Source organism: Rhodophyticola sp. (genome assembly GCF_965284195.1).
Lineage (GTDB): Bacteria > Pseudomonadota > Alphaproteobacteria > Rhodobacterales > Rhodobacteraceae > Rhodophyticola.
Genome location: NZ_CBDIRM010000001.1, coordinates 3,048,017 through 3,073,130, shown reverse-complemented (window position 1 = coordinate 3,073,130; position 25,114 = coordinate 3,048,017). Strand labels below are relative to the sequence as shown.

Genomic DNA, 25,114 nt, shown 5'->3' with positions numbered 1-25,114 from the left:
GGCGGCTTACCCCAGCTCTTCGGTTGGCGAAGCTTCGGTTTCCTCGTCCCGCAGGCGGTGAATATGGGCAATGAAATACCGCATATGGGCATCGTCGACCGTGCGCTGAGCCTCGGATTTCCAGGCGGCATAGGCGCTGGCATAATCGGGGAACATGCCGACGAGATGGATATCGTCGGCATTCTTGAACTCATTCTTGGAGGGGTCTTTCAGCTCGCCGCCGAAGACAAGATGCAGGCGTTGGGTCATGGATGCGGGGCCTTTGGGCTAGGGGTCGGAATTTGGCGGCACCCTACGGATATGGGGTGAGCCGTCAAGCGGCGCCGACCAGACGCGCCATAAGCTGCCGGTGGAGCGCCGGGGCCGCGGCCAGAACGCCGGGAAGTTGCGGGACCGGGTTGTTGAACACGAGCGTCCGGTCGTGCCGGTCGGAAATCGCGCCGCCGGCTTCGGCCACAATCAGCGCGCCTGCGGCGATGTCCCATTCCCAGCTGTCCCTGAGCGTGATCATCCCGTCGAACCGGCCCTGACCGACCAGCGCAAGCCGATAGGCGAGCGACGATCGAAAATGCCGGGCCACGGGCGGCGGGGCGTCACGCCAGTGCTCGGGGCGCAGATTGGGCCGGGAGGTCAGGATGGTGGCCTGATCCTCGATATCGCGGGTCGAAGCGGCAAGCGGCACGCCGTTCAGCGTAGCGCCCCGCCCCGCGGCGGCGGCGAAAAGCCGATCCTTGACCGGCAGATAGACCACCGCGGCAGTGACCTGCCCCCGATCCGCGATGGCCAGCGAATGGGCAAAATCGCGGGAGCCGTCGATAAAGGCGCGGGTGCCGTCGATGGGGTCGACGATGAAGGTCCGGCGTCGCGACAGGCGCGCGGGCGTATCGGGCGTTTCCTCCGACAGCCAGCCATAATCGGGGCGGGCGGCGGTCAGCGTCGTGCGCAGCATCTCGTCCACCGCCAGATCCGCGGCGGTCACCGGGCCCTCGCCCCCGGGCTTGTCCCAGACCTGCGGGCCCTGTTTCCAGTGGCGTGTGGCGATCTCTCCGGCCCGGCGCGCAGCGTCGACAAGCAGGCTCAGATTGTCTTCACGCTCCGGCAATCGTCAGGCCTTCGACCAGCAGCGACGGGACAACCCGCGACAGATGGGTGCGGGCATCATTGGCGGGCACGATCGTGCGCAGCATGTTGCGCAGGTTGCCTGCGACGGTGCATTCATTGACCGGATAGGCGATCTGCCCCTTTTCGACCCAGAACCCGGACGCCCCCCTGGAATAATCGCCGGTCGTCGGGTTGATCGAAGCGCCGATCATCGAGGTGATGAGAAGCCCGGTGCCCATCTGCGCCAGCAGATCCTCCCGGCTCAGATCGCCCTGCGTCAGCGCGATATTGGTGACCGACGGCGATGGCGGCGCCGAGGTGCCACGCGCCGCGTTGGCGGTGGAGGTCATGTTCAGCTTGCGCGCGGTGGCAAGATCCAGCGTCCAGCCGGTGAGCACACCGTCGGCCACGATCTCGCGCCGCGCGGTCGGCAGTCCCTCGCCATCGAACGGGCGGGAGCCGGTCACCCGCGGGCGATGTGGGTCTTCGACGATCGACAGGCCCCTGGGCAGCACATCCTGACCCAGTGCATCGCGAAGCCAGGATCCGCCGCGCGCGATGGCACTGCCATTGGATGCCTGCAGAAGATGCCCGACAAGCGAGGAGGAAATCCGTTCGTCATAGAGGACCGGAAAGGCGCCCGTGGGCGGTTTGCGGGCCCCGGCGCGGGCGATCGTGCGTTGCGCGGCAAGGCGCCCGACCTCTTCGGGTGCCATCATGTCTTCGGCATGGCTGCGGCCTTCGCCGTAATAGTCCCGCTCCATCCCGGTGCCTTCGCCGGTGATCGCCACACAGCTCAGGCCGTGATCGGTGCGCCCGTAGCCGCCCGAAAACCCGTTCGTCGCCGCCAGATGAACCCGGCGCTGGCCATAGGCGGCGGTTGTCGCCTGAACCTGGGAGATGCCGGGGACGGACAGTGCCGCCGCCTCTGCCCTGAGGGCCGCGTCTTCAAGGGCTGCGGGTTCGGGTTCCGGGGTGGGATCTACCAGGTCGAGCACTTCCGCGTCCCATCGGGTGGCGAGTTGCGCCGGATCGGCCAGCCCGATGGTGGGATCCTCGGGCGCGAGACGGGCCATGGCGACCGCGCGGTCGGCCATTTCGGAGAGCGTGGCGGGGTTGATGTCCGACGCGGAAACACAGGCCTGTCGCGCCCCGACCATGACGCGCAGCCCGATCTCGACCCCTTCGGACCGTTCGGCCTGTTCCAGCTTGCCGTTCAGAACCCCGATGGAGACCGACGTGCCATCCACCGCAATCGCATCGGCGGCATCGGCCCCGGCCCTCTTGGCGGCGGCCAGCAGGTCGGCTGTCAGATCGGAAAGGGATCGGGTCATGTCGGATTTGTCCTGAAGGCGCGCGCGGCGCTGTTGCCATGTGACCTAGAGCCGGGTGGCCGGTGGTGCAAGACCGGGCAAAGCGAAACCGCCCGGCGCTCGGGGACGGCGCCGGGCGGTTCGATCACTGGCAGAGCCCGCTATTGCAGCGGAATGCCGTTGGCGGTGATGCCGCCGCCGGGCTGGAATTCGATCGTGGTTTCCAGCGTGTCCGCGGTCGGGCCGGGGCGGGCGAACATGCCCGACATGCCCCGCACCATGGCGGCCTGCGGCTCCGGCAGGAGCCCGGCAGAGGTCAGACGGTCCAGCAGCGCATTGAGCCCGGCGGCGCGCAGATCGATTGTGCCAACCGGCATGGGCACCATCTGGCCGGGCGCGAACTCAAGATCGCCTTCCCCTTCCAGAGAGGCACCCGCAGCGTTGATCTGCAGGTCGTTGAGCGTAACCTCGCGCAGCTCTCCCGGAGGGCCCTGAAACGCGGCTGGATCGCCTGCCAGCAGATTGACGAGCATCTGAACCTTGCCGGTGATGTCGACGATCAGGGTCGCCGGGTCGCGCGGGATCGCCTGGCCCGGGTCGACCATGCTCCAAAGCGCCTCATTCACCTCAAGCCCCCGGTAATCCAGCCTGAGCGCCATGTCGGAGGGCTCATCCTCGGGCATCAGAGGCAGCGTGAAGAGGAACCCGGTGGAGTCCGCGCTGATCTCGATCGGTGCCGGAAACCCGTTCGTCAGAATGGCCGCGTCGACATTCACGGCCGACAGATCATAGGTCAGCCCACCTTCGGTAAGCTCCACCCCCATCTCGCCGCCTTCATTGGCGAAGGACATGTTGAAGCTGCTTCCGGCTTCATCGACGGTCATCTCGTAACTCAGCCGTTCGTATTCCAGATCGCTCAGGAGGGAAAAATTCTCCGGAACGGATGTGCTATCGGACATCTGCGATATGAACGCCAACGCGAACATGCTGCCGGAACCGGTCGATGTCATCGGGCCCATGTTGAAGCTGAGCTTGAACCCGCCATCCTGGCCGTTCGGCGCGGCGGCATCGATCGTGCCCGACATGCCCGAGAAACTGCTGGTGGAGGTGATCTCCGTCGTCTCGACCGTATCGCCGGTGAGCATGTACTGGCCCGCGAAATCCGTGATGGTGGCGGCGATATTCATATCTCCCGCCGGCTCGCCATCGACAGTCATCTGTTCGCTGCTGATCGTTATGCTGTCGGCGTCATACTGATAGTCGCGCGCCCCGGCATCTCCGGACACGGTGATGTTCAGACCCTGATGGCGCACATCCATGTCAATGCGGACTGCCGGTCCGTCCTCGATCTGGCTTACGCTCGTGATGCGGACGGGGTCGGACATTTCGACGCTCAGCGTGCCATCGGCGTTTTCGTTGAGCGTGATCTCGTCGACCTGCACGGTCGATGTGCTCCCGCCCTGATCCGCCAGCACGGTCATGCCGCTGATCCGAAGACCGGTATCGGTATCCGTGACGGACGCGGCGGAGAGGGTTTGACCGACTGCGGCGCCTTGCGCCTGCCATTCGTCCCAGAGCTCTTGGGCGTCGACATCGGCCAGCGCAGGGGCTGCCGCGAGAAGCGCAATGGTGGAAAGACTTAGGGAAAAGGTTTTCAGCTTTGACATAACGACCTACCAAGGGTGAATTGCATCATGCGATGTTCGGACGCGCGTCTGACAGGGTCAAGAGCCGATTGGGCCGATGGTCCGGCGGAGGTCAAGCAAAAGGGGCGACATGGGTATGCCAGGCGGAAAAACGGTGATGATTACAGGGGCAAGCCGCGGTATCGGCGCGGCCGCGGCACGGGCATTTGCCGCCGAGGGCGCAAATGTCGTCCTGTTGGCACGGTCGCAGGAAGCCATTGCCGATCTGGCCGGCGAGATCGGCGATGCCGCGCTTGCGGTGCCTTGCGACGTCAGCCGCTACTGGGAGGTCGAGGCCGCGATTGCCGCCGCCGAGGAGACCTTTGGCGGGCTGGACGTGCTGATCAACAATGCCGGGGTGATCGAGCCGATCTCCCATCTTGTGAATGCCGATCCGGAGGCGTGGTCCCATGTGATCGACATCAATCTGAAGGGCGTTTTCAACGGGATGCGCGCGGCGATGCCAGGGATGGTCGCCCGCGGTGGCGGCACGATCATCACCATCAGCTCCGGTGCGGCGCATAACGCGCTGGAGGGATGGAGCCATTACTGCACGTCCAAGGCGGGTGCCGCGATGCTGACCATGTGCCTGCACAAGGAGGCGGCCGATCAGGGTATTCGCGCGATGGGTCTGTCACCGGGCACCGTGGCGACGCAGATGCAGCGCGAGATCAAGTCCAGCGGCCTGAACCCGGTCAGCCAGCTGGAGTGGTCGGACCATATCCCGCCCGATTGGCCGGCCCGGGCGCTTGTCTGGATGTGCGGGGCCGAGGCGGATGATCTTCTGGGCACCGAGCTGTCGCTGCGCGACCAAGACCTGCGCGCCCGGATCGGCCTGACGGCATGATCGACCTGATCCGCGAGGGTGGCTTGTGGCTGGTGACGCTGAACCGCCCCGACAAGGCCAACTCGCTGACCGAGGACATGCTGCGTCATCTGGCGGAGATCGCGGAGGAGGCAGGGCAGGATCCGTCGGTGCGCGCGTTGGTTCTGACCGGTGCGGGTGACCGGGTTTTCAGCGCGGGCGCGGATCTGGAGGCGGCGAAGGCGGGCCTTGCGACGTCGCCCGCGTGGGAACGGCTTTCCGGCGCCATCGCGGATCTGCCCTGCCTGACCATCGCGGCCCTGAACGGGACGCTGGCGGGCGGCGCCTTCGGCATGGTGCTGGCCTGCGACCTGCGGATCGCCGTGCCCGAGGCCCGGTTTTTCTATCCCGTGGCGAAGCTGGGTTTTCTGCCGCAGCCGTCCGACTCGGCGCGGATGGCGGCGCTGATCGGGCCTGCGCGCACGAAACTGGTTTTGCTGGCAGGCCAGAAGCTGACCGGGCAGGAGGCTCTGGACTTCGGATTGATCGACCGGCTTGTCCTGCGCGACGGGCTGTTGGCGATGGCGCGGGATCTGGCGGCGGATGCGCTGGCGGGCGATGCCGAAACGCTGCGGGGCATCAAGCGGCTTTGCCGGTAGCGGGCGGGGCTTTCGGCCCCCCGCTCGTCACCGCGTTTTCCACGCGCGGCGCCCGCCCGGCGTTTTGGAGTGAAAAGCGGGCGGGCGTTTGCGAACCCATGCGATGAACCCGGCCAGCCGCGGATGGCTTTTCAACGCCTCCACCGTATTGAAATCGCGCGCCAGCTCCGCCTCGCTGAGGGTCGCGTGGATCTCGTTGTGGCAAATCTGATGCAGGCGCACGGTCGGCCCGCCCTTGCCGCCCCGCAAGCGCGGGATCAGGTGGTGAAGGCTTTGCCGGGCCTCCTTCGGGATCGCCCGGTCGCATAGGGGGCAAATGGGCTCGTCGGTCTTCATCCAGCTTGTCCTCGGCGGTATTGCCAGCCATTAGAATGGCCTGAGACATGCGTGGGGCAAGACATCGCCATGGAAAACCAGCCGGAAATCGTCGAACAGGCGCTTGAATTCGCCCGGGAAACCCTTGAATTGGCGCTTGGCTGGCTGACCAGCCCCGCGGCCTGGTCGCAATTCGCGCTGCTGGTCGTCGCGTTTCTGCTGGCTCTCCTGCTGACCCGTCGTATGGCGCCCGCGCTGAAACGGCTGCTGAGCCCGGCCGAGGGCAGCGAGACGCTGCTGTCGCAGACGCGGCGGTTTCTGGCCCGGTTCGTTCCGCTTCTCCTGCCGCTTCTGGCCTACGGGCTCACGGCAGTGGGAGAATCGATCGTCGTCTCCCTTTTCGACAGCGGTGCCGTGATCGCCTTTGGCAAACGGGTTTTTCTGTTTCTGGCCGCGCGCATTCTGGTCCGCCAGATCCTCACCGATCCGTTCCTGAAAACACTCGGGCGCTACGTGCTGATCCCGGTTGCCGCGCTCTATGCACTGGGTCTTCTGGACGATGTGACGCTTGCCTTGTCCGAAATGGAGGTTTCGCTTGGCAATATCTCCTTCTCGCTGATCGCACTGATCCGCGGCGTCATCGCGGGCAGCCTGCTGTTCTGGCTGGGAAGCTGGTCCACCCGGCACAGCGCCGACTACATCGCCCGGCAGGAGGAGATCCGCCCCGCCACCCGGGAACTGGCGATCAAGACGGTCGAGATACTGGTCTTCGGCGCGGCCTTCCTGCTGCTGATGAGCATCATGGGGATCGATCTGACCACTTTGGCCGTGCTTGGCGGTGCGATTGGCGTGGGTCTCGGCTTCGGTCTGCAGAAGATCGCGTCGAACTTCATCTCCGGCGTGATCCTGTTGCTGGAAGGGCAGGCGACCGTCGGCGATTACGTGGAGCTGGATGGCGGTGAACAGGGCAAGATCGTCAAGATGACCGCGCGCGCGGCGGTTCTGGAAACCTTCGATGGGCGTTGGGTCGTGGTCCCGAACGAGGATTTCATCACCACCCGGGTCGTGAACTACTCCGACAGCGGCAGCGCGAACCGTTACGAGGCGCCGTTTTCGGTCAGCTATGACACGGATATCAACCTCGTTCCCGCAATCGTGGAGGCGGCGGTGGCCACCCATCCGGGGGTGCTCGACCTGCCTTACCCGCCCGATTGCGAACTGCGCGCCTTTGGCGAGAGCGGCGTGGAATTCTGCGTGGAGTTCTGGGTCAACGGGCTGGATGACGGCGAGAACAAATACACCTCCGATGTGTTGTTCCTGATCTGGAACGCGCTGAAAGACAACGATATCGAGATCCCCTATCCGCACCGCGTGCTGGAATGGAAAGCCGGACAAGGGCCGACGGCCCCGGCATGACCGATGCTCTGGTGATTGGCGCGGGCCCGGCCGGGTTGATGGCGGCCGAAACTCTGGCGCGGGCCGGACGACAGGTGTTGCTTGCAGAGGGAAAGCCTTCGGCAGGCCGGAAATTCCTGATGGCGGGCAAATCGGGCCTGAATCTCACCAAGGTGGAACCGCTGCCCCGGTTCAAGGCGGCCTATCACGAGGCCGAGCCGTGGCTGGCCCCGATGCTGGACGCGTTCGGACCCAAGCAGGTGCAGGGCTGGGCGAGCGCCCTCGGGCAGCAGCTTTTTACCGGCTCCACCGGCCGCGTGTTTCCCGTCGCCATGAAAGCCTCGCCACTGCTGCGATCCTGGATGGCACGGATGGAGGTCGATCTGCGCCGCCGCTGGCACTGGCAGGGATGGCAGGGGGCGGGGTTCGTCTTCGACACGCCCGAAGGCCAGAAGGTGCTGCATCCGAAGGTGACGGTTCTGGCGCTTGGCGGCGCAAGCTGGGCCCGGTTGGGTTCCGATGGGGCATGGGCTCCTTGGCTGGCCGGGAAAGGCGTGAAGATCGCGCCGTTCGCACCGGCCAATATGGGCTTTGACATGGATTGGTCCGCGCATATGGCCCCGCATTTCGGGATGCCGGTGAAGAACGTGGCGCTGAAAGCGGGCGAGCAGGTTCATCGCGGCGAGTTCGTGATTTCGGAGCGCGGGCTGGAAGGAGGCGGCATCTACGCCGTGTCGCGCGCCCTGCGGGAGGGCGCGGCCCTGACACTCGATCTGGTGCCGGATCTGGGGCCGGAGGAGGTCACCGCGCGGTTGTTCCGCCCGAGGGGCAAGCAGAGCCTCGCCAATTTCCTGCGCAAGGCCCTGCGCCTGACCGGCACCCGGCTCGCGCTCCTGCAGGAGTTCGGTCGGCCACTGCCCGAGGGCCCCGCGCTTGCGGCGCTGATCAAGGCCTTGCCGGTCCCGCATCAGGGCCCGCGCCCAATGGACGAAGCGATCTCGACGGCGGGCGGTGTCGCACGGTCGGCGCTGGATGAAACTCTGATGCTGCGGGCGCTGCCGGGCGTCTTCTGTGCAGGCGAAATGCTGGATTGGGAGGCGCCGACGGGCGGCTACCTGCTGACGGCATGCCTGTCCACGGGGCGGTGGGCCGGACAACATGCTGCGGATTGGAACAAGGAGCCCGCATTACCAGGTTGAAAACGTGGCCGGTGGAGGCGCCGCGCCGCGCGGCCTGCCAGCATCAGCGGGAACCGGTCCGCCGGCCACAGGTCAGCGGCGGAGCCAGTGCTGTCTCAGGCTGCCATTGCCCGCTGAAAGGCGGGCCGTTCCCGCATCATGGTCACGAAATCACGAAATTGCGGCTCCACGATCGGAAACTTCGCCGCCACCGCCCACCCGCCGCAATGGGCCAGCAGGATATCGGCAATCGTCATCGTGTCGCCCATCAGAAACGGCCCGTCCTCGGCCATGCGCGGGATCAGCGCCTTCTGCGACCGCTCGAATTCCCATTTCAGGCTGTCCTTGATCTCGGGCACGCGTTTGTCCTCGGGCAAGACGAAGGAATGCCGGGCAGCGGTCCAGAGCAACTGGTCGAACTCGTCGACGATGAACTGGGTCAGGCTGTCCTGCCGCGCGCGTTCGATGGTGCCGGCCGGGAAGGTCAGCGCGCCATGTTTGTCCGCCAGATAGGTCATGATCGCGACAGAATCGGTGATCGGCACACCTCCGGACACCAGAACCGGGATTTTCCCCGCCGGATTGAAGCTGATCACCGCGTCGGACCGGGGCGGCGCGGACACATGCTCGTAGTCCAGCCCGATCTCCTCCAGCGTCCAAAGAACCCGCAGCGCGCGGCTTTTGACCCCGCCGATCACCTGATACATGGCCTATCCTCCCCGTTGCGCGCGCGGCATCATCGCCAGCCGGATCAATGCGCGCTCCATCAGGGCCATTTGCGGAGCCTGCTGGCTGGAGCGCAATGTCAAATCGGTCTCCACCAGAAGGCTGAGCGCGGTTTCCAGATTATGCATGCCCCAGGCATTCGCCTGCCGTGTCATTCGATCCCGGCGGGGCCCGAAAATCGGTGGCCGCGCGGAGGCGATACCGGCGGAGGCGCCGTTGGGATGGCTTGCAGCACTGTGCAGCACCCGGAAATGACGCAGGGCCGCGATGCAAAGACCCACCGGCTGCACGCCCTGCCCGCCAAGCCGGGTGATCAGCGGGCCGATGGCGCCGGCCTGTGCTTCCGCCGCGGCATGAAGGATATCGTCCAGTTCGGCCTCGATCGTGGCGGGCGCGCAGGCGGCCACGTCCTCGGGTGTCACCGGGTCGGTATCGGCATATTTGTAGAGCGCCAGTTTTTCGGTCGTCTGGCGGAAGTCACCGGGATCGAGCGATTGCGCGAGGCTGGTCAGATCGACCATCGCCCCGGAGGAGATGTTGAGGATACCGGCCTTTTGCAACGTCTCTTCGATCTCGGCCCGTGTGGGCGGATCATCGTAGATGCCCACCGCATAGGCGGTCTTGTGCCCTTCGAAAAGCTTCCGCAAGGCGGATCGCGCCGTAAGCTGCCTTGCCGTAACGATCACCTGCGCATCGCCCGGCTGCCAGTCTTCCAGCGCTGTCCTGATGGTGGGCGCAAGCCCGTCGCCCGCATCCTCGACGAAGGCTGCGCGCGGTCCGGGGAAAAAGCCCTGCGCCTTGATCGCATCGAGCAGTGCGGCCGGGTCCGACCGGAGATCGGAGGCGGGAATGCGGCTCAGGCGCATCTCCGCTTCGGCTTCCGGGCCAAGCAGCGCCTCCAGCACCTGCTGGCGCTTCAGCGCCACGCGCATGGCATCGGCACCATAGATCAGCAATCCGGTCGCATCGGGATTGGGCCGCGCGAAATAGCCCGAGGCCTCCCGCGGGGACAGTTTCATGACCAGCGGCTGGCGCTTGCCAGAAGATTGGAGACGATCTGATCGGCCAGCGCCGTCATCAGCCGCTCCTGCGCGTCGCGTTCGGCAGCCGCCGTGGCGATGGTCGAGCCTGTGGTGGAATAGGCCGTGAAGGTTCGCACAGATCCTGCATGAACCTGCACATCCGTTCCCGCCTCCACCACGCGGAACCGGGTTGTGCCGGTCAGATTGATCCGGGTGATATCGTTCGACCCGGTCACAGCGATGCCGCGCTCCTCCACATCCGTGTCGAGCGTCAGCGCATAGCGGGGGCTGCCGGCGCGGCCAAGCCGATCCTCCAGACGCGCCACCAGCAGGAACTCGTTTCGCGTCTCCGGGGGTTCCACAAGTATCTGCCCGCGCAACGCATCGCCCGCGCCGCCCGGCGCATAGACCGGGGAAAACCCGCAGGCCGCGAGCGGAGCGGCGGCCAGAAGCCCAAGAACGGTGCGGCGGTCAGATAACGACATTGATGATCCGGCCCGGAACGACGATCAGCTTTTTCGGCGCCCCGCCATCGAGGGCCTTGATCACAGCGTTGTCCGCCAGCGCCAGCTTTTCAACCTCTTCCTTTGCCAGATCCTTGGGCACCGTGATCTCGGAGCGGCGCTTGCCGTTGATCTGGATCGGCAGCGTCACGCTGTCATCGACCAGCATCGCCTCGTCGGCGACGGGCCAGGGGGCGTTGGCGATGAGCCCCTCGCCACCCTGATGGGCCCAGATATCCTCGGCCAGATGGGGGGTCATCGGCGACATGAGCTGTGCCAGCACCATGATTGCCTCGCGCTGCGTGGCATGGGCGGCGTTGGATTTCGTCAGCACATTGGTGAACGCGTAAAGCTTGGCGATGGCGGCGTTGAAGCCGAAGCTTTCGATGCCCATCGTCACATCGTGGATGGTACGGTGCATCGCGCGGCGCAGGTCCTCGTCGCCGTCGCCTGTCGCGTCGGGGTCCATCTTGCCGATCCGGTCACACAATGCCCAGACGCGGCCCAGATGCTTGAAAGCGGCCTCGGCGCCTGCGGCTGTCCATTCCACATCGCGCTCGGGCGGCGAATCGCTCAGCACGAACCAGCGCGCGGTGTCGGCGCCGTATTGCTCGATGATCGCGACCGGGTCGACGACGTTGTTCTTGGATTTCGACATCTTGGCAGATGGGACGACCTCGACCGGGCGGCCATCCTCCTTCAGGAAGGCGGCACCGTCGCGAAGCTCCACCTCTTCGGGATAGTGGTAGACGGGCCGCCCGTCCTCCCCCCGTGCGGTCCGGTAGATCGCGTGGGTCACCATACCTTGCGTGAACAGCGCGTCGAAAGGTTCGATGGCGCTGGCAGGCAGATGGCCGGTGATCTGCATCGCGCGGGCGAAGAAGCGCGAATAGAGCAGGTGCAGGATCGCATGCTCCACCCCGCCGATATACTGGTCCACATTCATCCAGTAGGCCGCGTCCTCGGCCGAGGTCGGCGTCTCCGCATGGGGTGCGGTGAAGCGCGCATAATACCACGACGAGTCGACAAAGGTGTCCATCGTGTCCGTTTCGCGCCTTGCGGGCGCGCCACAGGACGGGCAGGGCGTTGACGCCCATGTGGGGTGGCGATCGAGCGGGTTGCCGGGGATGTCGAAGCTGACGTCTTTCGGCAGTTCGATGGGCAGGTTTTCCTTTTTCTCCGGAACCACGCCGCAGGCGTCGCAATGCACCACCGGGATCGGGCAGCCCCAGTAGCGCTGGCGCGACAGGCCCCAGTCGCGCAGGCGGAACTTCGTCACGCCCTGACCGACGCCGTTTTCCTCGCAAAAGGCGATGGCCGCATCGATGCCTTCGGCGCCCGTCTGGTACTCTTCGCCGGCGAATCCCTTGATGTAGTGAACCTTTTCCGTCTTGGGCGGAACATAGGCATCACCGCCATCCTCAGGCAGGGTAAACCCCGCCGGATCGCCCGCCGGCGCATAGGTGGAGGCTACTTCAAGTCCGTATTTCCGCGCGAAATCGAGATCCCGCTGATCATGGGCCGGGCAGCCGAAGATCGCGCCGGTGCCGTAATCCATCAGGATGAAATTGGCGATATAGATCGGCAGTTCCCAGGATGTGTCGAACGGATGGCGGCAGGTCAGACCGGTGTCGAAGCCTTTCTTCTCCGCCTTCTCCAGCGCTTCCTCGGATGTGCCGGTGGCGCGACACTCGGCGCAGAAGGCCGCAACGTCCGGGCGGCTGGTTTCCAGTTCCCGGGCCAGCGGATGATCGGGCGAGATGCCGATGAAGCTTGCGCCAAGCAGAGTGTCGGGGCGGGTCGTATAGACCTCCACGCGGTCATGACCGCCCACGCCCTCCGTTATCCCGAAGGAGAATTGCAGGCCGCGGGACTTGCCGATCCAGTTGGCCTGCATCAGCTTGACCTTTTCCGGCCAGTTGTCGAGCCCGTCCAGCGCCTGCAGCAGCTCATCGGCCATGTCGGAGATCTTGAAAAACCACTGCGTCAGTTCGCGCCGTTCAACATCCGCGCCCGAGCGCCAGCCCTTGCCGTCGATCACCTGTTCATTGGCCAGCACGGTCATGTCCACTGGATCCCAGTTCACCACGGCGTTCTTCCGGTCGATCAGCCCGGCTTCCAGCATGTCGATGAACATCGCCTGCTGATGGCGATAGTATTGCGGATGACAGGTCGCGATCTCGCGGCTCCAATCCAGCGAGAACCCCAGGGGTTTCATCTGGGCGCGCATGTCGTCGATATTCCTGAAGGTCCAGTCAGCCGGATGGATGCCGCGGTCCATCGCCGCGTTTTCCGCGGCCAGACCGAAGGCATCCCATCCCATCGGGTGCAGAACGTTATGGCCGGTGGCCAGCTTGTAGCGCGCGATCACGTCGCCCATCGTGTAGTTGCGCACATGCCCGATATGGATGCGGCCCGACGGGTAGGGGAACATCTCCAGCACGTAATACTTCGGCTTGTCGCCGTCTCGCGTGGCGCGGAAGGTGCCGGCTTTTTCCCAGGCCTGCTGCCATTTCGGTTCCAGCTTGGAAGGTTGATAGCGGGACATCGGTCATTCCTCAGGGGGTCAAACGCAAAAACGCCGGGCAAGGACGGCCCGGCGGTGTGTTTAGGCGGAGCTTAGCGCAGGGTCTAGAGGTCCGCGTCGCGAATCCGTAGCTGGCGTGCGCGGGTCAGGATCGCATCCTCGATCTGGCGCGCGGTTTCGCGGCTGACCGGGCCACCCCGGCTCCGCAGCGCAACCCGCAGGCTGCGCGCGTCCAGCGCCGGGTCCTGCACATAGACCGTCGCCTGATAGGCGCGGCCGGAGCCCGGTGGTGTGCCGTAACCGAAGACGATCACGCCGGAAAACGGATCGGCCGCCTCGATCGGCATGAAATCGAGGATCTCAAGGGACGCGTTCCAGAGATAGCGATTGACCTCGACCGTGACATTGGGGTCGGCGCTGTTATCGAAAAGATCGAAGATCGTGCGACGATCCGGGTCTGGCAGAAGACCGGCTTCTTCCAACTGTGCCCGCGTTTCCGAGTTCATCTCGTTGTTGAATACGTTGCCGGAACGACCGCAGGCGACAAGTGCGGTCATCAGCAGAATAACGGCGCCAATTCTTGCAACACGGGAAAATTTCATGCCGGGCTGCCCCTTCTTCGCTCGAACCATCAGCGCCTTGGTATCTTAGGCCTCTTTGCGCGGCAAGGGTCTTGGCCCGCCGGACGTGACCATGACTGTGGCAAGTCTGCACCAGACCGGTGCAAGATGGCGCCATGTCTTTGGCCTTTCTTGCAATTCAGGGGGCGAAGAGGTAGAGAAGGGCATACTCAATTCGGAATTCCCCGTGTTGAGGTGCACCTTCTTTAAGAATACGAGGGAAAAACCATGAAAAAGGTTCTCTTCGCTACCACGGCACTGGTTGCTCTGGCCGGCGCAGCGGCAGCCGACGTAACCATCAGCGGCTCGGCCGAGATGGGTATCATTGGCGGCGACCGCGATGCGGCTGGCGATCCGGTCAACGGCGCCCTGGCTACGACTGATGCGACACAGTTCTTCAACGACGTGGACATCAGATTCACTCTTTCGGGCACGACCGATAACGGCCTGACCTTTGGCGCTGTCGTCGACCTGGACGAAGCCGGTAACCTGGGTAACGAGATCGACAATCAGGGCACCTCGGTGTTCTTGTCCGGCAACTTCGGCACCCTGACCTTGGGTGATACCGATGGCGCCTTGGACTGGGCACTGTCCGAAGCCAACACTGCGGGCAACCCCGGCTCGATCGACGACGCGGAAACCGTGCATGCCGGTTACCTCGGTTCCTATGGCGACGGTCAAGGCGGTGGCGTTAACGGTGACAACCAAGTTCTCCGTTACGAATACACCTTCGACTCCTTTGGCATCGCAATCTCGCATGAGCAGAACGCCCCCGCGGCAACTGGCCTTGTGCCGACGAACGCACGTGATGGTTCAACTGCTATCGGTTTCCGTTACGATGCTGCTCTCGCAGGTGTCGATCTGCAGTTCGGTCTGGGTTACCAGGTTACCGATTTTGGCACGGCTGACGATCAGGCGATCGTTGGCGTAAGCGTTGCAGCTGTCTTTGCCGGCGGCTTCGAGGCCACAATCCAGTACAGTGACTGGACCGACGTAAACGGTGCCGCAGGTGTAGATGATGACCACATCGGCATCGGTCTGGGCTACTCCTTTGACGCCTTCTCGATCCATGCCAACTATGGTGAGTTCGACAGTGGCGCCGAAGGCTTCGGCTTGGCAGCTGCCTATGATCTCGGCGGCGGTGCAGGCATCCATCTTGGATACGGCTCCTCCGACCAAGGCGGTTTCAGCACCGACTTCTGGTCGCTCGGTGTTGCAATGTCCTTCTAATCCTCACGGATTATTTGGTAAGGAGAGAGCGGGCCCCGGGCCCGCTCTTTTCTGTTTCAGAGGTGGCCGATGGCGTTATCTGACATTACGGCTTCCATAGCCAAGGCAGAAGCCGCCGCGGATCGCCCGGCCGGGTCGGTCAAGCTGATCGCGGTCTCCAAGGTTCAGTCGGAAGACCGGGTGGCGGCGGTGCTTGATCAGGGTCATCGGCTCTTTGGCGAGAACCGGGTGCAGGAGGCCGCTGGCAGATGGCCCGCCTTTCAGGAGCGCTACGAGGACATCTCGCTGCATCTGATCGGGCCGTTGCAAAGCAACAAGGCCCGCCAGGCGGTCGAGATGTTTGATGCGATCCATACGCTGGACCGGATCAAGCTGGCCCGCCGCTTTGCCGATCTGGCGCAGGAGCGCGGCGCCTGCCCGGAATTGCTGATCCAGGTGAACACCGGCGAGGAGCCGCAGAAAGCCGGGATCCTGCCCGCCGAAACCGATGCCTTCGTCGCAGAGGCGCGCGCGATGGATCTGCCGGTGACCGGGCTTATGTGTATCCCGCCCGTGGAGGAGGAGGCGAGCCTTCATTTCGCGCTTCTGGCGAAACTCGCCGCGCGCAACGATCTGCGCGAACTCAGCATGGGGATGAGCGCGGATTTCGAAAAGGCAATCGCCTTCGGGGCGACCTATGTGCGCGTCGGATCGGCGATCTTCGGAGAGCGGCCGGCCCAGCAGGCCTGATCTGCGCCGAAGACCTGGAGACCTGCCAAAAATCACGTCAACATGCAGCTGGCTCCGCCGCGCGTCCGTGGCTGGTTCAACCTGCCGGTGACCTCAGCGAGTGGCGGCACGATGACGCGGCTGCGATGCGTGATCCGTGGCGCAATCCAGTGCAGATCGCCGCGATCGAAGGCGATGCATCCCTCGGTCGGATATCCGGGTCGCCGCCATTGATGCAGGAATATCGCTGAACCCTGTCCCCGCACCGCACGAGGCCAGTTCCAGTCCGTCAGCAGGATCAGATCGTAAAGCGGATCGGCCCGGCAAAGCCGTTCGTGACTGGCCGCATAAGGTGCGCGGACCATCAGGTTGTAATCCTCATCCTCCGGATCGTCGGACCACAGATCGCGGGGCCCCACAGGTACGGCCCAGTCGCAGGGCCTAGCAAGACGGTCCGGGCGATACAGGCAGCCGATGATCCGATGGATACCCACCGGCGTCGCGCCATCGCCTTCGCGTTTGCGGACGCTCAGGCCGCCACGCCCGATCGTACAGGGAAACATCCGGCCCATGAAGCGCAGCCCGCGCGGGGTCAGAACCAGATCGGCAGGTGTCAAAGCAGATGCCCCGATTTCTCGGCTTTTGTGGCCAGATAATGAGCGTTGTGGCGGTTGGTGCCGGTCACAAGCGGGACGCGCTCGGTCACTGCAACGCCCATCTGGCCCATGATCTCCACCTTGCGCGGATTGTTCGTCATCAGGCGAACGGCGCCAAAGCCCATGGTCTTGATCAACCCGGCCCCGAGGCGAAAATCCCTCTCGTCATCCTCGAACCCAAGCCGGTGATTGGCTTCGACCGTATCGAACCCCTGATCCTGAAGGGAATAGGCGCGCATCTTGTTGGCCAGACCGATCCCGCGCCCCTCCTGATTGAGGTAGAGCAGAAGCCCCGCGCCTTCGGAGGCCATTGCCGCCAGCGCGGTCTGCAATTGCGGCCCGCAATCGCATTTCAGGGATCCAAGCACATCGCCCGTGAAACAGGCGGAATGGATGCGTGCAAGCACGGGCTTGGCCCGGTCGGGCCGCCCGATTTCGATTGCGTAATGCTCGATCCCGCCATTGTCGGGGCGAAAGATATGCAACCGCCCCGCCTCGGCCGCTTCCAGCGGCAGGCGCGCGGCGGCGACCGGATGCAGGGGGTGATGCGCGGCAAGATCTTCGCCCGCGCTGTCGGCCCAAAGAAGCGTAAGGCCGTGGTTTTCGGCAATGGCGCGGGCATCGGGCACCGTCACGATGACCGCGGCGGGCAGCAACTGCGCCGATTTCATCAGTAGCAGCGCCAGACGGTGCAAGCCCGCGGTTCCGTCGCGCAGGCTCAGCAACGGGCCCTTCATCGGCGCGCGCAGGTCATTCGCCGGGTCGGCGATGGCCTGGACCCAATCCGCGCGGGCCTCCGCCGGCAACCGTAGCCGCGCCAGATCGCCATCATAAGCCCGCGCCTTCAGCGTCTCCGCGCGCCACGCGGTGATGGCAACCGTCACCTCCGCCGACAGGACCCGCAGATCGTCAAGCCGGTCGTCGCCTATCCGCTCAGCGGCCAAGGCGACGATCCCGCCGCCCGACGCATCGCCGACGACCACGGGCAGGCCCACGCGCAGATCGGCGCGGGCGCGGGCCATCAACTCGGCTGGGGTGGGGATCAGGCTCATTCTTTCTCACATAAGCGCGGGATGTTCCGTTCCATACCCTTTGCTGTCGCAATTTGAAACATTCGCTCCCACCCTGACACGGCTGCGTGAGGTTCTTTTCGACCGTCTTGCCAAGTTGACGCAAGGCGCGCATGTCGGTGAGCAGAAACAGGAAAACGAGGTAGACACCATGGCCACACTGCGAAAGATCCTGCTGGTCGATGATGACGAGGACCTGCGCGAGGCGCTGTCCGAACAACTTGTGATGACCGAGGAATTCGACGTCTTCGAAGCCGGGAATGGCGCGGGCGCGATGGAGCGGGCAAAAGAGGCGATCTACGATCTCGTGATCCTCGATGTGGGCCTGCCCGATACCGATGGCCGCGAACTCTGCCGCCTGTTGCGCAAGCAGGGTGTCAAATGCCCGATCCTGATGTTGACGGGCCATGACAGCGATGCCGACACGATCCTCGGTCTGGATGCGGGGGCCAACGACTATGTGACCAAGCCGTTCAAGTTTCCCGTGCTTCTGGCCAGGATTCGCGCGCAGCTGCGCCAGCATGAGCAATCCGAAGACGCTGTTTTTCAGCTTGGGCCCTACACGTTCAAACCGGCGATGAAGCTTTTGGAGACCGAGGACAACAAGAAGATCAGGCTGACGGAGAAAGAGACGAATATCCTGAAGTTCCTCTATCGCGCGCAGGATGGTGTCGTTGCCCGGGATATTCTTCTACACGAAGTCTGGGGATACAATGCGGGCGTCACCACCCACACGCTTGAGACGCATATCTATCGCCTGCGCCAGAAGATCGAGCCCGATCCGTCCAACGCGCGCCTTCTGGTTACCGAAAGCGGTGGATACCGGCTGGTTGCGTGACGCGCGCATTGCGGGATTGATTGAGATCAAGGCGCAACCATGAGTTGTGAATACTCTTTACCCACTACCTCCCTGTTGGACTGGCCCGAACCTCGCGGTTCGGGCCTTTTTTGCGCGCATGTCAGCAATCGGTTTGCAAGCCGTGGGCTTGCAGCCTAGACCAAGGGCCTAGCCAGACGGAGCATGCGCCGATGTCCTTTTCCCTTGCCACATGGAATATCAACTCGGTCCGGCTGCGTGCGGATCTTGTGACGAAGCTTCTTCGCGAGGAAGCGCCGGATGTGCTGTGCCTTCAGGAATGCAAATCGCCGGTCGACAAGATCCCAGTCGAGCTGTTCGCCGCGGCGGGCTATCGCCATATCGTGGCCCGTGGCCAGAAGGGCTATAACGGTGTGGCCATCTTGTCGAAACTGCCGGTCGAAGACGTGGGCCATCGCGATTTCGTTGCCCGGGGCGATGCGCGCCATGTGGCGGCCAAGCTGGAAAACGGCGTTACCATTCACAACTTCTACGTCCCCGCTGGTGGTGATCTCCCGGACCGGGAGGTGAACGAGAAATTCGGCCACAAGCTCGATTTTCTGACGGAGATGCGGGATTGGTTTCACGGGGAAACCCCCGCGAAAAGCATTCTGGTCGGCGATCTGAACATCGCGCCGCGTGAAGACGATGTCTGGTCCCACAAGCAATTGCTGAAAGTGGTGAGCCATACACCGATCGAGGTCGACCATCTTGCGCAGGTGCAAGACAGCGCCGGTTGGGTCGACGTGACGCGCAAGGATATCCCGGAAGGGCAGCTCTATTCCTGGTGGTCCTACCGGGCACGGGACTGGGATGCAGCGGACAAGGGCCGCAGGCTCGATCATGTCTGGGCCACGCCGGATATCGCCAACGCGGCCCACGGCTCGCGCGTGTTGCGTGATGCGCGGGGGTGGGAAAAACCGTCCGACCATGCACCGGTATTCGCCACATTCGATCTGTGACCCCTTGGCGGGGCTGGGCCGCAGGCGCATATAACACGCAAGCACGAGAATTGAACGGAGATGAGCCATGCTTGAATTTGGACAGGCGAAGGACGCCACGGGCACAGCCGATCTGATCAAGGACAGCAGCGATGCGACATTCATGGCCGATGTCGTCGAAGCCAGCAAGGATGTGCCGATCATCGTCGATTTCTGGGCGCCCTGGTGCGGCCCCTGCAAGACGCTTGGTCCCCAGCTTGAAGCGGCGGTCGCCGCGGCCAAGGGCAAGGTCAGAATGGTGAAGGTCGATGTGGACCAGAACCAGCAGGTCGCGGCGCAGTTGCGGGTTCAGTCGATCCCGACGGTCTATGTGTTCTATCAGGGCCAGCCCGTCGACGGGTTTCAGGGGGCGGTATCCGAGGCGGAGGTCAAGCGTTTCGTCGAGAAACTCTCTGCCCTGTCCGGTGATGACGGCGGTCTTGGCGAAGCCATCGAAGCGGCCGAGGCAATGCTGGACGAAGGGGCTGCCGTGGATGCGGCACAGACCTTTGCCGCGATCCTTGGCGAAGAGCCCGAAAATCCCGCGGCCTATGGTGGATTGGCCCGGGCGCATCTGGCCATGGGCGAACTGGATCAGGCGGAGGCCTTGCTGGCGAATGTCCCCGCCGCGATTGCCGCCGCAGCAGAGGTCGAGGCGGCCCGGGCGCAGTTGGAACTGGCCCGGCAGGCACAGGATGCAGGCCCATTGGCCGAACTGTCCGCCGCGGTCGAGGCGGAGCCCGACAACCATCAGGCGCGGTTCGACTATGCGCTGGCGCTTCACGCCGCCGGTCAGGTCGAGGATGCGGTGACGCAGCTTCTGGATCTGTTTCGCCGGGACCGGGACTGGAACGATGGCGCCGCCAAGACGCAGCTTTTCACGATCTTCGACGCATTGAAGCCGGAAGATCCGATTGTACTGACCGGACGGCGGAAACTCAGCTCGATGATCTTTGCCTGATCGCGCGGAGCGCTAGGTAAAGGGCATGATGTCACCTGCTGATCTTCCCCAGACGATCCCGTTGTTCCCCTTGCCGGGGGCATTGCTGTTGCCGCGATCGCGCCTTCCGCTGCATATTTTCGAGCCGCGCTATCTCGCGATGCTCGATGATGCGCTCAAGACCTCACACCGGCTGATCGGCATGGTTCAGCCGCGCGAAGTGCCCGGCAAGAGCGACAAGCGCCTGCACGCGATTGGCTGCGCGGGCCGTGTCACGCAGTTTTCGGAAACCGAAGACGGGCGCTACATGATCACCCTGAGCGGCATCTCTCGTTATCGCGTGACGCGCGAGGTTTCGGGCTTCAGCCCCTATCTCAAGGCCGATATCTCCTGGGAGGGGTTCGAAGTCGATCTGGGCGGCGTGGAGAAGGACCGCAGTTTCGATCGCCCGCGCTTTCTCGACCTTCTGTCCCGGTATTTCGAGGCGCTGTCGCTGTCGACGGATTGGGACAGCCTGAAGGACGCCGAAGACGAGTTGTTGATCAACTCGCTCTCCATGCTGTGTCCCTTCGAGCCCGAGGAGAAACAGGCGTTGCTGGAGGCGCCCTCGCTTGGCACAAGGCGCGAAACGCTGGTGACCCTGATCGAGTTCGCGCTGCGCGGCGGAACCACGGAGGAAATCCTGCAATGAGTGCTGACCCGCTTGCGGACCGGCGCATGATCGAAGCGCTGGTATGCCCGCTGACCCATGCGCCGCTGAGCTATGACGCGGATGCGCAGGAGTTGATTTCCAAGGCCGCGCATCTGGCTTTTCCGATCCGGAACGGCATTCCGATCATGCTGGAAGAGGAAGCTCGGAAACTCGACTGAGCCATTGCCGTCAAAGTGGCCGCCCCTGCAGCAAGCGGGGCAGATCCCCGGTCAGGCCGGCGGCTTCGCGAATGAACCTGCGCCGGATGCCGGGCAGCGCATTCACCACCCCCAATCCAAGATCCCGCGCCCCGCGAAGAACCGGGTTGTCGTTTGAGAACAGCCGGTTGAACGCGTCCGTCGCCGCGGCCAAGGCGGCAGTGTCGAACCTGCGCCAGCTTTGATAGCGTTCCAGCACATCCAGCGCAGCGAAATCTTCCCCCCGGCGTCTGGCATCCGTCAGGACTTCGGCAAGGGCCGCGACATCGCGGAAGCCGAGGTTCAGGCCCTGCCCGGCGATCGGGTGAACGCCATGGGCCGCATCGCCGACAAGCGCCAGATGCGGCGCGACGAACCTGTTGGCGAGGCTCAGCCCGAGCGGATAGCTGAACCGCCGACCTTCAAGCCGGATCTCGCCCAGGAAATCGCCGAAGCGGGGGCGCAGATGGTCGAGATAGCCCGCGTCATCCATCGCGGTGAGCTTTGCGGCGGCGGCATGGGTCTCGCTCCATACGATGGACGAGCGGTTGCCCGGAAGCGGCAGGATCGCAAGAGGGCCGGGCGGCATGAAGAACTGGTGCGCAATACCATTGTGAGGTTTTTCATGGGCGATGGCACAGACCAGCGCGGTCTGACCATACTCCCATCCGGTGCGTTTGATCCCGGCGCGCGCGGCGGTGCCGCTTTGCCGGCCATCGGCACCGACAAGCAGACGCCCGGACAGCGTGGTTCCGTCCTCCAGCGTCACGCTGGCGCCGGTTGCGGTATCTTGCGCGGTCGCGCGCGCGCCGGGCCGGTGGGTGATACGCGGGTCGGCCTCCATCGCGGCAAGCAGGGCCTGACGCAGGTAGCGGTCTTCAATCATATGGCCCATCGGGCCTTCCTCGATCTCGGCATGATCGAAATGCAGGAAGAAGGGCGAAGGCCCTTCGCCCGCGCGCCCGTCGCTGGCCGTGATCTCCAAGATCGGCTGCGCCTGCGCCACCAGATCGTCCCAGAGACCAAGTGCAGCCAGCAGCCGGGTAGAGGCCAGAGCCAGCGCATATGACCGACCGTCAAACGCGTCCGCGCCCCTGTTTTCGGTGCTGAGCGCGTCCAGAACCACGGTCGAGAACCCGGCCTGCGACAGGGCCAGCGCGAGGCAGGGACCGTTCAGTCCGCCACCGACAATCAGAATATCTGCGTCATGTGCCATGAGGGGGAATATGCAGGTGCGGCAAGGATTGTCCAACGAACTGCGCCCGGATAGCGTGACCCGCGACACCATGACGGGGGCAGGGACATGCGGGACGATTGGCAAAGCTTGAGCGCAAGCAATCTGGGCCGTGCGATCGGTGACGGAGAGATCGACCCGGTGGAGCTGACCGAAGCCTATCTGCAGGCCTGCGGCGCGCATGCCCACAGGAACCGGATCTATACGATGTTGACACCCGATCGCGCCCTTGCGGAGGCGCGGGCTGCCGCGCTGCGCGCCAGGAGTGGCCTGCGCCACGGTCTGCTGGATGGCGTGCCGATTTCATGGAAGGATCTGTTCGACACCGCCGGGTTGCCGACGGAGGCGGGATCGGCCTTGCTGAAAGGCCGTGTTCCTGCAGAAGACGCCGAGGTTCTGGCCCGTGCCACCCGCGCCGGGCTGGTCTGTCTCGGCAAGACGCATATGACGGAACTGGCCTTCTCGGGGCTTGGTTTGAACCCCAAGACCGCGACGCCCCCCAACGTCAACGATCCCGATCTGGTGCCCGGCGGATCATCTTCCGGCGCGGCGGCCTCGGTCGCGTTCGGTCTGGCGGCGGCGGGCATAGGGTCGGACACGGGCGGCTCCGTCCGCCTGCCGGCGGCCTATAACGATCTGGTCGGGCTGAAAACCACGCACGGGCGGCTGAGCCTGAAGGGGGTCGTGCCGCTGGCCGAAAGCTTCGATACGGTCGGACCCCTGACCAGAACGGTCGAGGATGCGGTGCATCTTCTGGCGGTGATGGAAGGCACGAAACCGGTCGACCTGAAGGGCGCGCATCTTTCCGGCAAACGGTTTCTGGTTCTGGAGCCGTATTCCAGCGATGTCCGGGACGGGCCCGGCGCGGCGTTTCAGTCCGCGCTGGACAGGCTTGGTGCGGCGGGCGCCCATATCGAAACCGGCAACGTTCCCGCGATTGACGAGGCGATGCAGAAGACGCTGATGCTGTTCACGGGCGAGGCTTATGGCACCTGGGGCGATGTGATCGAAGCGGCGCCCGAAAAGATGTTCGACCGCATCCGGGAGCGGTTTCGGCAGGGCCGTGAGGTCAGCGCGCCTGATTTCGTGGCCGGATGGCAACGTCTGCGGCGGCTTCGGCAAGACTGGGCGCGCGAGACGGCCGCGTATGACGCGGTGCTCTTGCCGACGGCGGCGAACCTGCCCGCACATGCGCAACGGCTGATGAGCGATGATGCGTATTTCGTGGCCGAAAACCTTCTGACGCTCAGAAACACCCGTGTCGGCAACCTGATGGGGCTATGCGGAGTGACCCTGCCGACAGGTGTGCCCTCAACCGGCATCATGATCTTGTGTCCGCCGATGGCTGAGCCACAACTTCTGCGCATTGCGGCCGCGGCAGAGGCAGTATTGGCCTAATCGCCACAGACATCGCGCCTTTACGGCCTGAAATGGCTCGTTTTTCTGGACCCGCGCGGTCTTGGCGGGTAACCTGTTGCCAAATCAGGGCGTCATGATCCTGAAACCGAGGCACATATGATTTTCCCCGAGCGGTTTTCGGACCTGCCAGAATATGCTTTTCCGCGTTTGCGGACCTTGCTCGATTCCCATGAACCGGGGGGCGAGCCGATTGTGATGACCATTGGCGAGCCGCGCCATGCGTTTCCGGATTGGGTCCGGGACGTGCTGGCGGAGAATGTCGCCGGTTTTGGCCAATACCCCGCGAATGACGGCACGCCGGCCTTGCAACAGGCGATTGCCGACTGGATTGCGCGCCGATATGACGTGACGGTTGACGCCGCGCGGCAGGTTTTGCCGCTGAACGGCACGCGGGAGGGGCTGTTCAACGCGCTGATCGCGCTTTGCCCGGAAACCAAGGCGGGCAAGCGCCCCGTGGTGCTGACGCCGAACCCGTTCTATCAGGTCTACGCGGTCGCGGCGCTGGCCGTGGGGGCCGAGCCGATCTATGTGCCCGCGACCGAGGCGACGGGCAACCTGCCTGACTACGGCAGTTTGCCGGAAACCGTGCTGAACCGCGTTGCGGTGGCCTATATCTGCTCGCCCGCGAACCCGCAGGGCGCGGTCGCGGATCGGGCGTATTGGAGCGACCTGATCGCGCTGGCCGAGCGTCATGACTTCCAGATTTTCGCCGATGAGTGCTATTCCGAAATATATCGCGATACCCCACCCCCGGGCGCGCTTCAGGTGGCACGGGAGCTTGGCGCACATCCCGACCGGGTGGTGATCTTTCATTCGCTCTCGAAACGGTCGAACCTGCCCGGTCTGCGGTCCGGCTTTGCAGCCGGTGGCGCCGACAGCATCGCGCGGCTGAAACAGCTTCGCGCCTATGCGGGTGCCCCGCTGCCCATGCCGTTGCAGGCGGTCGCTGAACGGGTCTGGCAAGACGAAGATCACGTGATCGCCAACCGCGCGCTCTACGCGGAAAAATATGCGATGGCCGATGAGATCCTTGGCGACATCCAGGGATACTCCCCGCCGGAAGCGGGTTTTTTCCTGTGGCTTCCGGTGGATGACGGCGAAGTCGCGACAATGAAGTTATGGCGCGAGACGGGCGTCCGGGTTCTGCCCGGTGCCTATCTGGCGCGCGATGTCGGCGGGCATACGCCCGGCGCGGACCGGATCCGCGTGGCGATGGTGGCCGACAAGGAAGAAATGCAGCGCGGGCTGATCAAGCTCCGTGACTGCCTGTATCGGTGAGGTAGG

At 64.3% G+C, this 25,114-nt stretch carries 26 protein-coding genes; 13 read left to right on the top strand and 13 right to left on the bottom strand.

From position 1 onward, the window contains the following. Positions 1–6: 6 nt before the first annotated feature. The 4 genes from ACQ651_RS15425 to ACQ651_RS15410 form a co-directional block, all read right to left on the bottom strand. Positions 7–249, bottom strand: coding sequence for a DUF4170 domain-containing protein (locus tag ACQ651_RS15425; protein ID WP_121897437.1), 243 nt, complete (start codon positions 247–249; stop codon positions 7–9). A gap of 64 nt (positions 250–313) precedes the next feature. Further along, positions 314–1,102 (bottom strand): 3'(2'),5'-bisphosphate nucleotidase CysQ, encoded by a 789-nt coding sequence (locus ACQ651_RS15420; RefSeq protein WP_430449764.1) that lies wholly within the window; start codon positions 1,100–1,102, stop codon positions 314–316. Then, positions 1,089–2,435: a TldD/PmbA family protein gene (locus tag ACQ651_RS15415; protein WP_430449763.1), complete on the bottom strand. Its 1,347-nt coding sequence runs from the start codon at positions 2,433–2,435 to the stop codon at positions 1,089–1,091. The genes ACQ651_RS15420 and ACQ651_RS15415 overlap by 14 nt, the downstream gene beginning before the upstream one ends. A 140-nt stretch (positions 2,436–2,575) precedes the next feature. After that, positions 2,576–4,081, bottom strand: coding sequence for a DUF2125 domain-containing protein (locus ACQ651_RS15410; protein WP_227285754.1), 1,506 nt, complete (start codon positions 4,079–4,081; stop codon positions 2,576–2,578). Between the two features lie 115 nt (positions 4,082–4,196). Here ACQ651_RS15410 and ACQ651_RS15405 point away from each other — a divergent pair, with 115 nt between their 5' ends. Together ACQ651_RS15405 and ACQ651_RS15400 are read left to right on the top strand one after the other, a co-directional pair. Further along, complete coding sequence (locus ACQ651_RS15405) at positions 4,197–4,946, top strand: SDR family oxidoreductase (RefSeq protein ID WP_430449762.1); 750 nt, start codon at positions 4,197–4,199, stop codon at positions 4,944–4,946. After that, complete coding sequence (locus tag ACQ651_RS15400; protein WP_430449761.1) at positions 4,943–5,563, top strand: enoyl-CoA hydratase/isomerase family protein; 621 nt, start codon at positions 4,943–4,945, stop codon at positions 5,561–5,563. The genes ACQ651_RS15405 and ACQ651_RS15400 overlap by 4 nt, the downstream gene beginning before the upstream one ends. Positions 5,564–5,590: 27 nt before the next feature. On the opposite strand, the gene ACQ651_RS15395 is transcribed toward ACQ651_RS15400, so the two are convergent. Next, the gene (locus ACQ651_RS15395) at positions 5,591–5,899 is read right to left on the bottom strand and encodes an HNH endonuclease (RefSeq protein WP_375551253.1); all 309 of its coding nucleotides are present in this window, start codon (positions 5,897–5,899) and stop codon (positions 5,591–5,593) included. Positions 5,900–5,968: 69 nt separating this feature from the next. Here ACQ651_RS15395 and ACQ651_RS15390 point away from each other — a divergent pair, with 69 nt between their 5' ends. Continuing rightward, positions 5,969–7,294 (top strand): mechanosensitive ion channel family protein, encoded by a 1,326-nt coding sequence (locus ACQ651_RS15390; RefSeq protein ID WP_430449760.1) that lies wholly within the window; start codon positions 5,969–5,971, stop codon positions 7,292–7,294. After that, positions 7,291–8,472, top strand: coding sequence for a TIGR03862 family flavoprotein (locus ACQ651_RS15385; RefSeq protein WP_430449759.1), 1,182 nt, complete (start codon positions 7,291–7,293; stop codon positions 8,470–8,472). Before ACQ651_RS15390 ends, ACQ651_RS15385 begins: the two co-directional genes overlap by 4 nt. A 95-nt stretch (positions 8,473–8,567) precedes the next feature. Here ACQ651_RS15385 and ACQ651_RS15380 read toward each other — a convergent pair whose 3' ends face one another. The 5 genes from ACQ651_RS15380 to ACQ651_RS15360 all read right to left on the bottom strand — a co-directional run bounded on the left by ACQ651_RS15380 (position 8,568) and on the right by ACQ651_RS15360 (position 13,831). Continuing rightward, entirely contained in the window at positions 8,568–9,158 is a 591-nt protein-coding gene (locus tag ACQ651_RS15380) for a glutathione S-transferase family protein (RefSeq protein ID WP_430449758.1), read from the bottom strand. Between the two features lie 3 nt (positions 9,159–9,161). After that, entirely contained in the window at positions 9,162–10,196 is a 1,035-nt protein-coding gene (gene holA, locus ACQ651_RS15375) for a DNA polymerase III subunit delta (protein ID WP_430449757.1), read from the bottom strand. After that, positions 10,193–10,684, bottom strand: a complete 492-nt coding sequence (gene lptE / locus ACQ651_RS15370; protein ID WP_227285762.1) for an LPS assembly lipoprotein LptE — start codon at positions 10,682–10,684, stop codon at positions 10,193–10,195. The genes holA and lptE overlap by 4 nt, the downstream gene beginning before the upstream one ends. After that, complete coding sequence (leuS, locus tag ACQ651_RS15365; protein WP_430449756.1) at positions 10,671–13,250, bottom strand: leucine--tRNA ligase; 2,580 nt, start codon at positions 13,248–13,250, stop codon at positions 10,671–10,673. The genes lptE and leuS overlap by 14 nt, the downstream gene beginning before the upstream one ends. Positions 13,251–13,333: 83 nt before the next feature. Further along, complete coding sequence (locus ACQ651_RS15360) at positions 13,334–13,831, bottom strand: DUF3576 domain-containing protein (RefSeq protein WP_430449755.1); 498 nt, start codon at positions 13,829–13,831, stop codon at positions 13,334–13,336. Between the two features lie 246 nt (positions 13,832–14,077). On the opposite strand from ACQ651_RS15360, the gene ACQ651_RS15355 reads away from it, so the two are divergent. Together ACQ651_RS15355 and ACQ651_RS15350 are read left to right on the top strand one after the other, a co-directional pair. Next, positions 14,078–15,079, top strand: coding sequence for a porin (locus tag ACQ651_RS15355; protein ID WP_375551258.1), 1,002 nt, complete (start codon positions 14,078–14,080; stop codon positions 15,077–15,079). A 69-nt stretch (positions 15,080–15,148) separates the two neighbouring features. Further along, complete coding sequence (locus ACQ651_RS15350) at positions 15,149–15,808, top strand: YggS family pyridoxal phosphate-dependent enzyme (RefSeq protein ID WP_430449754.1); 660 nt, start codon at positions 15,149–15,151, stop codon at positions 15,806–15,808. Positions 15,809–15,840: 32 nt separating this feature from the next. Here the strand turns inward: ACQ651_RS15350 and ACQ651_RS15345 are convergent, their stop codons facing one another. After that, positions 15,841–16,404, bottom strand: a complete 564-nt coding sequence (locus ACQ651_RS15345; RefSeq protein ID WP_430449753.1) for a L,D-transpeptidase family protein — start codon at positions 16,402–16,404, stop codon at positions 15,841–15,843. Then, complete coding sequence (gene ribA, locus ACQ651_RS15340) at positions 16,401–17,495, bottom strand: GTP cyclohydrolase II (RefSeq protein ID WP_430449752.1); 1,095 nt, start codon at positions 17,493–17,495, stop codon at positions 16,401–16,403. Before ribA ends, ACQ651_RS15345 begins: the two co-directional genes overlap by 4 nt. Before the next feature lie 169 nt (positions 17,496–17,664). Between ribA and ACQ651_RS15335 the strand changes: the two genes are divergently transcribed. From ACQ651_RS15335 to ACQ651_RS15315, 5 genes are all read left to right on the top strand, one after another. Continuing rightward, positions 17,665–18,351 carry a response regulator transcription factor gene (locus ACQ651_RS15335; RefSeq protein ID WP_227285769.1) on the top strand — a complete coding sequence of 229 codons (687 nt, stop codon included), beginning with the start codon at positions 17,665–17,667 and terminating at the stop codon, positions 18,349–18,351. A gap of 191 nt (positions 18,352–18,542) precedes the next feature. Next, positions 18,543–19,331, top strand: coding sequence for an exodeoxyribonuclease III (locus ACQ651_RS15330; protein ID WP_227285770.1), 789 nt, complete (start codon positions 18,543–18,545; stop codon positions 19,329–19,331). 67 nt (positions 19,332–19,398) lie between these two features. Then, entirely contained in the window at positions 19,399–20,310 is a 912-nt protein-coding gene (gene trxA, locus ACQ651_RS15325) for a thioredoxin (RefSeq protein WP_430449751.1), read from the top strand. Positions 20,311–20,335: 25 nt separating this feature from the next. Continuing rightward, positions 20,336–20,980, top strand: a complete 645-nt coding sequence (locus tag ACQ651_RS15320) for an LON peptidase substrate-binding domain-containing protein (protein WP_430449750.1) — start codon at positions 20,336–20,338, stop codon at positions 20,978–20,980. Next, a complete protein-coding gene (locus tag ACQ651_RS15315) occupies positions 20,977–21,159 on the top strand; it encodes a Trm112 family protein (RefSeq protein ID WP_121897419.1) in 183 nt (60 codons plus the stop codon). Before ACQ651_RS15320 ends, ACQ651_RS15315 begins: the two co-directional genes overlap by 4 nt. A gap of 10 nt (positions 21,160–21,169) precedes the next feature. Here ACQ651_RS15315 and ACQ651_RS15310 read toward each other — a convergent pair whose 3' ends face one another. After that, positions 21,170–22,393 carry an FAD-dependent monooxygenase gene (locus ACQ651_RS15310; RefSeq protein WP_430449749.1) on the bottom strand — a complete coding sequence of 408 codons (1,224 nt, stop codon included), beginning with the start codon at positions 22,391–22,393 and terminating at the stop codon, positions 21,170–21,172. A gap of 87 nt (positions 22,394–22,480) precedes the next feature. Between ACQ651_RS15310 and ACQ651_RS15305 the strand changes: the two genes are divergently transcribed. Next, positions 22,481–23,809, top strand: a complete 1,329-nt coding sequence (locus ACQ651_RS15305) for an amidase (RefSeq protein WP_430449748.1) — start codon at positions 22,481–22,483, stop codon at positions 23,807–23,809. Between the two features lie 120 nt (positions 23,810–23,929). Then, on the top strand, positions 23,930–25,108 hold the full coding sequence (locus ACQ651_RS15300; RefSeq protein WP_430450338.1) for an aminotransferase class I/II-fold pyridoxal phosphate-dependent enzyme: 1,179 nt from the start codon (positions 23,930–23,932) through the stop codon (positions 25,106–25,108). Positions 25,109–25,114: the final 6 nt, after the last annotated feature.

Coding starts and splice junctions, on each gene's coding strand:
- ACQ651_RS15315 (WP_121897419.1), top strand. CDS start 20,977: ATGAGTGCTGACCCGCTTGCGGACCGGCGCATGATCGAAGCGCTGGTA.
- ACQ651_RS15380 (WP_430449758.1), bottom strand. CDS start 9,158: ATGTATCAGGTGATCGGCGGGGTCAAAAGCCGCGCGCTGCGGGTTCTT.
- lptE (WP_227285762.1), bottom strand. CDS start 10,684: ATGTCGTTATCTGACCGCCGCACCGTTCTTGGGCTTCTGGCCGCCGCT.
- ACQ651_RS15395 (WP_375551253.1), bottom strand. CDS start 5,899: ATGAAGACCGACGAGCCCATTTGCCCCCTATGCGACCGGGCGATCCCG.
- ACQ651_RS15305 (WP_430449748.1), top strand. CDS start 22,481: ATGCGGGACGATTGGCAAAGCTTGAGCGCAAGCAATCTGGGCCGTGCG.
- ACQ651_RS15320 (WP_430449750.1), top strand. CDS start 20,336: ATGATGTCACCTGCTGATCTTCCCCAGACGATCCCGTTGTTCCCCTTG.
- ACQ651_RS15360 (WP_430449755.1), bottom strand. CDS start 13,831: ATGAAATTTTCCCGTGTTGCAAGAATTGGCGCCGTTATTCTGCTGATG.
- ACQ651_RS15405 (WP_430449762.1), top strand. CDS start 4,197: ATGCCAGGCGGAAAAACGGTGATGATTACAGGGGCAAGCCGCGGTATC.
- ACQ651_RS15425 (WP_121897437.1), bottom strand. CDS start 249: ATGACCCAACGCCTGCATCTTGTCTTCGGCGGCGAGCTGAAAGACCCC.
- ACQ651_RS15400 (WP_430449761.1), top strand. CDS start 4,943: ATGATCGACCTGATCCGCGAGGGTGGCTTGTGGCTGGTGACGCTGAAC.
- ACQ651_RS15390 (WP_430449760.1), top strand. CDS start 5,969: ATGGAAAACCAGCCGGAAATCGTCGAACAGGCGCTTGAATTCGCCCGG.
- ACQ651_RS15335 (WP_227285769.1), top strand. CDS start 17,665: ATGGCCACACTGCGAAAGATCCTGCTGGTCGATGATGACGAGGACCTG.
- ACQ651_RS15415 (WP_430449763.1), bottom strand. CDS start 2,435: ATGACCCGATCCCTTTCCGATCTGACAGCCGACCTGCTGGCCGCCGCC.
- ACQ651_RS15330 (WP_227285770.1), top strand. CDS start 18,543: ATGTCCTTTTCCCTTGCCACATGGAATATCAACTCGGTCCGGCTGCGT.
- ribA (WP_430449752.1), bottom strand. CDS start 17,495: ATGAGCCTGATCCCCACCCCAGCCGAGTTGATGGCCCGCGCCCGCGCC.
- leuS (WP_430449756.1), bottom strand. CDS start 13,250: ATGTCCCGCTATCAACCTTCCAAGCTGGAACCGAAATGGCAGCAGGCC.
- ACQ651_RS15385 (WP_430449759.1), top strand. CDS start 7,291: ATGACCGATGCTCTGGTGATTGGCGCGGGCCCGGCCGGGTTGATGGCG.
- ACQ651_RS15350 (WP_430449754.1), top strand. CDS start 15,149: ATGGCGTTATCTGACATTACGGCTTCCATAGCCAAGGCAGAAGCCGCC.
- ACQ651_RS15410 (WP_227285754.1), bottom strand. CDS start 4,081: ATGTCAAAGCTGAAAACCTTTTCCCTAAGTCTTTCCACCATTGCGCTT.
- ACQ651_RS15355 (WP_375551258.1), top strand. CDS start 14,078: ATGAAAAAGGTTCTCTTCGCTACCACGGCACTGGTTGCTCTGGCCGGC.
- ACQ651_RS15310 (WP_430449749.1), bottom strand. CDS start 22,393: ATGGCACATGACGCAGATATTCTGATTGTCGGTGGCGGACTGAACGGT.
- trxA (WP_430449751.1), top strand. CDS start 19,399: ATGCTTGAATTTGGACAGGCGAAGGACGCCACGGGCACAGCCGATCTG.
- holA (WP_430449757.1), bottom strand. CDS start 10,196: ATGAAACTGTCCCCGCGGGAGGCCTCGGGCTATTTCGCGCGGCCCAAT.